Source organism: Candidatus Obscuribacterales bacterium, assembly GCA_036703605.1.
Taxonomy (GTDB): domain Bacteria; phylum Cyanobacteriota; class Cyanobacteriia; order RECH01; family RECH01; genus RECH01.
Map to the genome: position 1 here is coordinate 1 of DATNRH010000032.1, position 8,731 is coordinate 8,731.

The 8,731-nt window shown below is 53.5% G+C and carries 6 protein-coding genes; 3 read left to right on the forward strand and 3 right to left on the reverse strand.

The window, feature by feature from the left end:
- The 3 genes from V6D20_00765 to rimP form a co-directional block, all read right to left on the reverse strand.
- On the reverse strand, positions 1-518 hold a 518-nt coding region (locus V6D20_00765), incomplete at its 3' end, for a translation initiation factor IF-2 N-terminal domain-containing protein (protein HEY9814329.1).
- A gap of 935 nt (positions 519-1,453) precedes the next feature.
- Positions 1,454-2,914, reverse strand: a complete 1,461-nt coding sequence (nusA, locus tag V6D20_00770) for a transcription termination factor NusA (GenBank protein ID HEY9814330.1) — start codon at positions 2,912-2,914, stop codon at positions 1,454-1,456.
- 114 nt (positions 2,915-3,028) lie between these two features.
- Positions 3,029-3,496 carry a ribosome maturation factor RimP gene (rimP, locus tag V6D20_00775; GenBank protein HEY9814331.1) on the reverse strand — a complete coding sequence of 156 codons (468 nt, stop codon included), beginning with the start codon at positions 3,494-3,496 and terminating at the stop codon, positions 3,029-3,031.
- Positions 3,497-4,166: 670 nt separating this feature from the next.
- Here rimP and V6D20_00780 point away from each other — a divergent pair.
- The 3 genes from V6D20_00780 to V6D20_00790 all read left to right on the forward strand — a co-directional run bounded on the left by V6D20_00780 (position 4,167) and on the right by V6D20_00790 (position 8,404).
- Positions 4,167-4,754 carry a 2OG-Fe(II) oxygenase gene (locus V6D20_00780; protein ID HEY9814332.1) on the forward strand — a complete coding sequence of 196 codons (588 nt, stop codon included), beginning with the start codon at positions 4,167-4,169 and terminating at the stop codon, positions 4,752-4,754.
- A gap of 139 nt (positions 4,755-4,893) precedes the next feature.
- Entirely contained in the window at positions 4,894-6,798 is a 1,905-nt protein-coding gene (gene glmS, locus V6D20_00785; protein ID HEY9814333.1) for a glutamine--fructose-6-phosphate transaminase (isomerizing), read from the forward strand.
- Between the two features lie 145 nt (positions 6,799-6,943).
- A complete protein-coding gene (locus V6D20_00790) occupies positions 6,944-8,404 on the forward strand; it encodes a DUF2779 domain-containing protein (protein HEY9814334.1) in 1,461 nt (486 codons plus the stop codon).
- Positions 8,405-8,731: the final 327 nt, after the last annotated feature.

Below are 8,731 nucleotides of genomic sequence, written 5' to 3' on the forward strand. Positions count from 1 at the left end.
GCGATGGGTTTTGGCAATTCAGTCGGCACAGGTTGAGCAGTCCCATTTTGATCGATTCCATGAACCTCGTGATCTACTGGTTCACTATCGTTAGGTGAAGCAACAAATGGACGGGCAGGTGGGCGCAGCGGTGGCGCAGATGCGGCAGGTTCGTCTTCCGGCATGGCTGGTTTTGGATGCTGCTCCGGTGGCTTGGGTGCATCAGAGGCGGTGGAGTGATGCCGACGGATTTCTAGAATCTGCTGCTTCTTAACAGGCTTGCGGGCACCTAGAGGCTTGGCAGCACTAGCGGTGGCGCTCCCTCCAGTGGTTGGGGAGGGGGCGGGACGACTAGAGGAGGAGTGAGTGACGGGGCGACGCTCAGCGGCGCTACGAATTTGTGTCGCCTCTGCTTCCGTAATCGTACTGCTGTGGCTTTTGACTGCGATATTGAGTTCGTCGCAGTAGGCTAAAATGTCTCGATTTTCCAAATTCAACTCTTTCGATAGCTCGTAAATTCTAACTTTTCCGTTATTCATCCACTCGTTCCTCTGCGTACCACCTAGTTGTTACATAGCGACCTACCGCTTTCTACGAAACTGCATAGTTAGATCGTAACGAATGCTGCACCATCGTGATTCACTCTGTCAGGACGTCATGTCACTGGTTGATGAAACATTTGTGCAACTATGCCGGCCTATCATAATCCAGCTTAGGGCAACTGCACTGAAACGGCCCACTAGGGCCGTGATGTAGACCTCTCGCGATCCACGTCATGATGGAGCTATAGCGGCACTCTAATGACTGCGTAAGCTTGTTTAGTTATGACAGTGGGTCAGTGCCATGACATCTGACGACGAGAGAACTATGAGGAAAGCTGACCGGAAGCATGAACCTGTAGGCTTCATAAGCAATATGCTTAAAGATATCGATCCCTTGCATCCATCGATTGTTGCCATGTCATGGGTGCCATGCAATCTTTGATGTTCCACGGTGATCTGTAATCGTACAAGGTACCTAAGAAGCTAAGGAGCTTAAGATTTTAGGAGCTTGATGACGGGGATCTATCTGTGCCCATGGATTGAGCAGCAGTGTTGTGGGATAGACGCTGCCACAATACCTGATAGATCGTATCAGGAACAGTAGCTTTAAGCGATCGCCCTAAGCGGTCTTTACGTTGAGCTGCTTTAAGGCAGTCTGAAGATGGGCAAAGATAGGCGGAGCGCCCCATGCCCTGATCTAATTGTACTGTCCGAGATGGATAAACTCGGACAATTCGCCAGAAATACTCTTTTTGATCAACTTTTCGACAACTGATGCAGCGGCGATCGTTGGGCTTCATCGCGATGGTGCACTACGGTATGGTGCTCTACGGATCTTGAACTTGGGTCACCTGCCCCTCGCAGATTTAGGCGATGGATGTTCTAGGCGATCGCCTATAAAACACCCAGGCAGGTGACGGATGTTGGCAGGTTTAGGGCTGGGGACGCTCTGTGGCAGAGGCTTGCTCAACACCAAACCCATCAGCACGGGAGGATTCTAAATCGGCATCATCATCCGCTGCCATCTCGTCATCCTCTAGATCGTTCTCTACATCACTGATGTCTGCAGCAGCCTCCGCAGGGGCGGACTCATCGAGATCAGCATCAGACGCGTCGTTGAGGGCGATCGCTGCTTCAGAGTCTTGATCTTCCTCCATCTCATCGTCATAGTCTTCGTACTCTTCATCCTCCGCGTCTAGCTCGGCTTGACGAGCCTGACGAGCCTCCAGCAGTTCTTGCATTTTCAAATTTTCGGCATCGTAGTCATAGCGAGCCGTGTCTTTGATGTCAATTTTCCAGCCGGTAAGCCGGGCTGCTAAGCGGACATTTTGTCCCTCTTTGCCAATGGCAAGGCTGAGCTGATCCTCCGGAACTAGGACATGGGCCTGGCGATCTTCCGAGTTCATTAGCCGCACTTCATCGACCCGAGCTGGGCTGAGGGCATTGGCAATATAGGTAGCGGGATCGGGAGACCAGCGGATCACGTCGATTTTCTCGCCCCGTAGTTCATTGACCACCACCTGAATGCGAGAGCCCCGAGCCCCAATGCAGGCTCCCACAGGATCCACATCTCGCTCTAGGGTGTCTACCGCAATTTTGGTGCGAGGACCCACCGATCGCGATGGCGGTGTCGCTTCTCGGGCCACGGCCACAATCCGCACCACTTCATCTTCAATTTCGGGCACTTCGTTGGCAAAGAGGTAAACCACCAGACCCGCATCTGCGCGGGATACCAAAAGCTGGGGGCCGCGATGTGACCCTTCCGACACCCGCTTGAGGTACACCTTGAAGGTTGCATTGGCGCGATAGTTATCGTTGGGGAGTTGATCGCGCTTCAGCAGTTCAGCTTCCACATCGGGCTGCCCGAAGCCGCTGTTGACGGCCATGATCACCGACTGCCGTTCAAACCTCAGTACCCTGGCTTGCAGGACGGTGCCTTCTAGATCTTTAAATTCATCTTGAACAAGCTTGCGCTGCTGATCCCGCAGCTTTTGGGCTAGCACCTGCTTGGTTTGAATAGCGGCCATGCGCCCAAACTCCCCTTGCTCCGGGGTCACATCAAGCACTACCGTATCGCCAAGCTGAGCTTCAGCCGCTACTTCTTGTACCTCTTGCAGGGCGATTTGATGATCGGGGTTGGATACGGCTTCGGCAATGGTCTTGGTGGCTAATACTCGAAATCCTTCTTCTTCGATATCGAGCTCTACCTCGAAATTATTGAAGTACTCTTCATCAAAATGAGCATCATCCGGACGATTGGTGCGGCGATAGCGTTCATACCCTTTCAGCAAGGCTTCACGCAGAGCTGTTTGCACGGCGTGCTTGGGTAGGTTGCGCTCCCGACTGATGCTATCAATCATCTCCTGTAGTCCAGGAAGATTGACCATAGACATAGATATAGCCTCCGGTATTCAGGGGTGAGTAGGACGAGAAAGACAGGGTCGATGGGGTGGGCGATCGCCCTTCATAAGAACATGACTAGGGATTGAGGACTGGAGAATCACGGCTTATTCACTGCCTGCATCGCTGAGTTGAACGGTTTGCACGAGGTGGCGAGGAATCGCGATCGCCCGTCCCTTTTGGTTAATGTGAATACACTCCTCGTCTCGTTCAATCAGATTGCCTGAAAAACTTTTGTGTCCTTTATAGGCTTCGGTCAACATTAGGCAAACCGGAAACCCTTTAAAGGAGATGAACTCGCGATCGGTGGTTAGCGATCGCGAAATGCCTGGACTGGAAACCTCCAAAACGTAGGCATCGGGAATTAATTCAGAGGCATCTAAGCTCGCTTCAACGGCCCGGCTCATGCGTTCACAATCATCTAAGCTGGTGTCTTGGGATAGGTTGCGAATATCCAGGCGCAGCACCGGTGGACTTTGATTGGTGTAAAACACCGCAGTGACCAACTCTAGCCCGAGGGAGTCTGCGATCGGAATCGCCAAGTCGAGGATGTGTGGAGTGAGGGGATGCGTCATCGTAACGGCAAAAACCAATAGAAAACCAGCGAATCATGAGCGGGGTCGTCCTAGACTCTAGATCACATCGTCGGCAAAGGCGTTCTATAGCTATAGGTGCCTTGCCTCCCCAAAAGGTGATGTGTCAGATTTAGCCATGCCCCATGCCTAGGCTTAACACAACAGTACAACCCCTACACCTCAGCTAATCTGGGGTGGTGCGTCAGACCGTGCGACATCCTTACAACATCATATAGACACAAAAAAAGTGGGCACCGACCCACTTCAATCGAAATGATGTCCTAACATGAGCAGGCGAACAGATAAACAGCCCAGCACTGCTCATCAGACAGTTTAGCGCATTCTCCCCCAAGGTGATGCACCGGCGATCTTAGCCAGGCGGCATGGGGCGATCGCTCGGCGCACGTCTCACCCGCATCCAGTCCCACAGCTCTCATACCTAGACCCACATCTAGGATGCTCCTTGCCCCTGATCATCCGGATCCCCAGCGGCAGGGCTCGAAACAAAGAGTCACCCGTTGGGGCAGCACAGCGTCATGGGGGCATCCAAGCTGGGAGATGACTAGAATTGGAACGAAGGGCGATCGCCCTGATCTTGGTACAACTCATCTGTTGTTACCCATTTGTTGCGACTCACGTATTGAACTCATCTGTGGACGGGAGGACGGTCATGGCGGCGCATCAGCTTACCCGCTTGGGCGATGAAATTTTCTTGGTGGAGGGATTGTTAGATCCCAGCCTGTGTCAGCATTTGATCCAAATTGCCGAAACCTGTGAGTTTCAAGCAGCGGGCATTTTGATCGAGAGTGTTGACAATGAGGTGCGCAGCAATGACATGCTGAAGCTCGGCCAGTCGAACCCCCTTGGTGACTCTACCAATCAACTGATTATGATGCGGCTGGCGATCGCCCAAGGGTTGCTGTTTGAGTCTTACGGCGTGCGGTTTCCCTATGCCGAACCCTGTACTATTCTGCGCTATCGGGAAGGGCAGTTCTACAAGCGCCATGTGGATAATCTGCTGTTGTCGAGCCGCTTTCAGGAAGTGGAGCAGGGCATTCCCACTCGGGATATTAGCGTGGTGGGCTATCTCAATGATGGCTTTGAGGGCGGCGAAACCTATTTCGATCGCCAAGGCGTGACGGTGCAGCCCCAGGCGGGAGCTGTGCTGCTCTTTCCCGCCTATTTCACCCATCCCCATGCCTCTCTGCCTGTGCGTAAGGGTCAAAAATATGCCTTCACCAGTTGGCTGTTTCATTAGGCGATTGGGATCGGGGGCGATTGGATCCAGGGGACGATTGGATCCAGAGGGACGGAAGAGCGATCGCCTACAATAGGCTTCAATTGATCGCGTGATCGCATTGGCTAACGAGTTGGATGACCCGTGAGGAGTGGGAACTATGTGTGGAATCGTTGGATATATTGGCACCCAAGCCGCTAGCCAGATTTTGCTAGAAGGGCTGAAGAAATTAGAGTATCGCGGCTACGATTCGGCGGGTATTGCCACCGTCTTTGAAGGCGAAATTCACTGCGTTCGCGCCAAGGGTAAACTCCTCAATCTGCAAGAAAAACTGGCGGGTCTAGAAAATCCGGCGCGGGTGGGCATTGGTCACACTCGCTGGGCCACCCATGGCAAGCCGGAGGAATATAACGCCCATCCCCATATGGATACGGCCTATCGGATCGCGGTTGTTCAAAACGGCATCGTGGAAAACTATCGCGACCTGCGGGACGAACTCAAGGCGAAGGGGCACGAATTTCGCTCCGATACCGATACGGAAGTGATTCCCCATTTGATTGCCGAATGCATGAAAAATCCGGCACCGGTAGGGCGATCGCTTTCCCAGCAATCGCCATTCCTAGAGGCGATCAAGCAAGCGGTGAACCGTCTCCATGGAGCCTTTGCCCTAGCGGTGGTCTCTGCTGATTATCCTGATGAACTTGTGGCCGTGCGGCAGCAGGCTCCCTTGGCTATTGGCTTTGGGCAGGGCGAGTTTTTCTGCGCTTCAGACACGCCAGCCCTAGTCGCCCATACCCGAGCAGTCTTGGTGTTGGAAAATGGCGAAATGGCTCGTCTGACACCCCTTGGAGCTGAGGTGTATAACTTCCAGGGCGATCGCCTCAAGAAGTTTCCCCGCACCCTCAACTGGAACCCGATCATGGTGGAGAAGCAGGGGTTCAAACACTTCATGCTCAAGGAGATCTATGAGCAACCGGGCGTGGTGCGTTCTAGCCTAGAAGCCTATCTCACGCCAGACTGGACAGCCGACCAGGGCGATCGCTCTCCGGTGCAGCTTGGCCTAGACGATTCGCTGTATGACCATCTCAATGCGATTCAGATCGTGGCTTGTGGTACCAGTTGGCACGCCAGCTTGGTGGGCAAATACCTGCTGGAGCAGTTGGCGGGCATTCCCACCCAGGTGTATTACGCCTCGGAATTTCGCTATGCGCCGCCGCCGCTTACTCCCCACACGTTAACCATTGGCGTCACCCAATCGGGGGAAACCGCTGACACTCTCTCTGCGTTGGATATGGAGCTGAAGCGGCGGCAAGCGCTCAATCCTAGCGATCGCCCTCCCATTTTGGGGATCACCAACCGTACCGATAGCACCTTAGCCACCCTGGCCAACTATGTGCTAGACACCCGCGCCGGGATTGAAATTGGCGTAGCGGCGACCAAAACCTTCACCGCCCAACTGGTTGCCTTTTACATGCTGGCGCTGGATTTAGCCTACCGCCGTCGCACCGCCTCCCTAGAGCGTCTAGAAGCGATCGCCACGGGGTTACGGCAACTGCCATCGGAGATGGAGCTGATTCTGGAAAGCCAGGAGCGCTACATTGAAGAGCTAGCCCATGATTTTGCCGAAACTCAGGACTTTATTTTCCTAGGCCGGGGCATCAACTTCCCTATTGCCCTAGAGGGGGCGCTCAAACTCAAGGAAATCAGCTATATCCATGCTGAGGGCTATCCGGCTGGTGAAATGAAGCATGGCCCCATCGCCCTGCTGGATGCCAAGGTGCCGGTGGTGGCGATCGCTATGCCGGGGGATATCTACGAGAAAGTGTTGTCCAATGCCCAGGAGGCTAAAGCTCGGGATGCTCGGCTGATTGGCGTGACGCCGATGAATGATCAGGAAGCTCAAGAGGTGTTTGACAATATCTTGCCTGTGCCAGCGGTGGAAGAACTGCTGTCTCCCATCTTGACAGTGATTCCGCTTCAGTTTTTGGCTTATCACATTGCGGCGCGGCGGGGTCTGGATGTGGATCAGCCCCGAAACTTGGCGAAGAGTGTCACGGTGGAATAGCTAGTCCTATTAATACATCTAATTGATTGCTACCCCTATGGATTGACCAAGAAGAGGAAGCAGCGCTAAGCATATCCAGATTTCCACAGACTTGGGCAGGTCTTGGGTACCCTAAGGCTGACCAGCCAAGTTGGGGAGTGGCTCGATGACAGGTTCAATCAGCAAATCACAGGTGATGGCGGGGCTGCAGTGCCCCAAACGCCTTTGGCGAGAGGTGAAGCAGTCTGCCTCACAGCCCATGTCCCTGGCGCAACAGCACATTCTGGATCAGGGGCAGGAGGTTGGACGCTATGCCCGTCAGCAGTTTCCCGACGGTGTACTGATTGGCGCATCGACCAGCGAGGCTATTCAAGCGACTCAACGGGCGATCGCCTCTGGTGCTACCTGTTTGTTTGAAGCTGCCTTTGAGTTTGAGGGTGTCTTTGTCCGCTGCGATATTCTTCAGCACACCTCCCAGGGGTGGGAGCTGATTGAGGTTAAGTCTTCTAGTAGACCCAAGGGTGAGCATGTTTGGGATGTTGCCATTCAGACCTATGTTCTGAGAGGGCTGGGGCGATCGCTTCCCGCCGTCAAACTGATGCATCTCAATACCCAAACCTGCTGTTTCCCAGATTTGACCGATCTGTTTGCGATCGCTGACGTCACCACCGATGTCGAGGCAATCCTCCCCAAGATCCCAACCCACCTGGCTCAGTTCAAGCAGCATCTCAGCGAGCCAATTGAACCCACCCTGGCTATTGGCAAGCATTGTGATGCGCCCAACCCCTGCCCGTTCAAACCAGACTGTTGGCAATCGGTGCCGGAGCCGTCGATTTTCACAATCCCTCGACTGGACTGGAAGAAGAAACAGACCCTGGTTGCGGAAAACATCCTAGCGATCGCTGATCTGCCTGCCGACTATCCGCTCACGTCTCTACAGCGTGCTTATGTAGACGGAGTCCTGACCCAACAGCCGACGATTGATCACGCAGCGATCGCCTCTAGCCTGGCGGAGTTAAACTATCCCATCCACTTTTTTGACTTTGAGACCCACAACCCCGCTATTCCCAGATTTGCTCCCCTCAAACCCTACGCCCCGTTTCCTTTTCAATACAGTTGCCACATTCTCCATGCTGATGGATCCTTAGAGCATCGAGACTATCTCCATGGCGATCGCTCCGATCCCCGCCCACCTCTGATCGCTGCCCTGCTGACCGATATCACAGCGGGCTCGGTGGTTGCCTACCATAAGTCTTTTGAAGCCAGCATTTTGCGTCGGCTGTCCCAAGATTTTCCTGACCAAGCAACATTGCTGGAGTCCATCAGCGATCGCCTCTGGGATTTAGAAGACATCTTCAAATATCACTACAAGCACCCTGGGTTTCGCGGTTCCACCTCGATCAAATATGTGTTGCCGGTGCTGGTGCCCCATCTTAGCTATCAAGACCTAGCGGTGCAGCGCGGCGACCAAGCTCAAGCGGTTTGGGACACCATGCTAAGCTGCTCCGATGAGGGGAGCAAAGCTGAACGGATGCGAGACCTGCGGGACTACTGCCGGCTTGATACCCTGGCGATGGTCGAGATTTATCGCGCGCTCCAAGCCTTGTCTGTCAATAGCCGACAATAGCCGATAGATAGGAGAGGTATCCCCGACGTTGAATCTAATTGCATGACCGACCCTAGGGTAACCGCTGGTAATCTCAGCATTTCTGTTGTGTAATAGGGTGAAGTAGTCAAGGATGCATCAAGAACAGTGGCAACTCTCTAAGGTAGAGTCTGTTCTGGACTAGAGAACACCGTTGTATCTTTAGCAAAGGCTGCTGTAAGGATTGAATGATTGTAAACGTTTACCAAGTTTGTCGGGGTTGCGAATAGTATAGAGGTCAGGTTGTGGTAAGCTTCGGCTCACTTACAATCCTGTGTTATCCTAACTGTCCTTTCAACTAAAGCATCG

Excerpts from the sequence above, each read along its gene's own strand:
- V6D20_00780 (HEY9814332.1), top strand. The coding sequence starts at position 4,167 with ATGGCGGCGCATCAGCTTACCCGCTTGGGCGATGAAATTTTCTTGGTG.
- rimP (HEY9814331.1), bottom strand. The coding sequence starts at position 3,496 with ATGACGCATCCCCTCACTCCACACATCCTCGACTTGGCGATTCCGATC.
- nusA (HEY9814330.1), bottom strand. The coding sequence starts at position 2,914 with ATGTCTATGGTCAATCTTCCTGGACTACAGGAGATGATTGATAGCATC.
- V6D20_00790 (HEY9814334.1), top strand. The coding sequence starts at position 6,944 with ATGACAGGTTCAATCAGCAAATCACAGGTGATGGCGGGGCTGCAGTGC.
- glmS (HEY9814333.1), top strand. The coding sequence starts at position 4,894 with ATGTGTGGAATCGTTGGATATATTGGCACCCAAGCCGCTAGCCAGATT.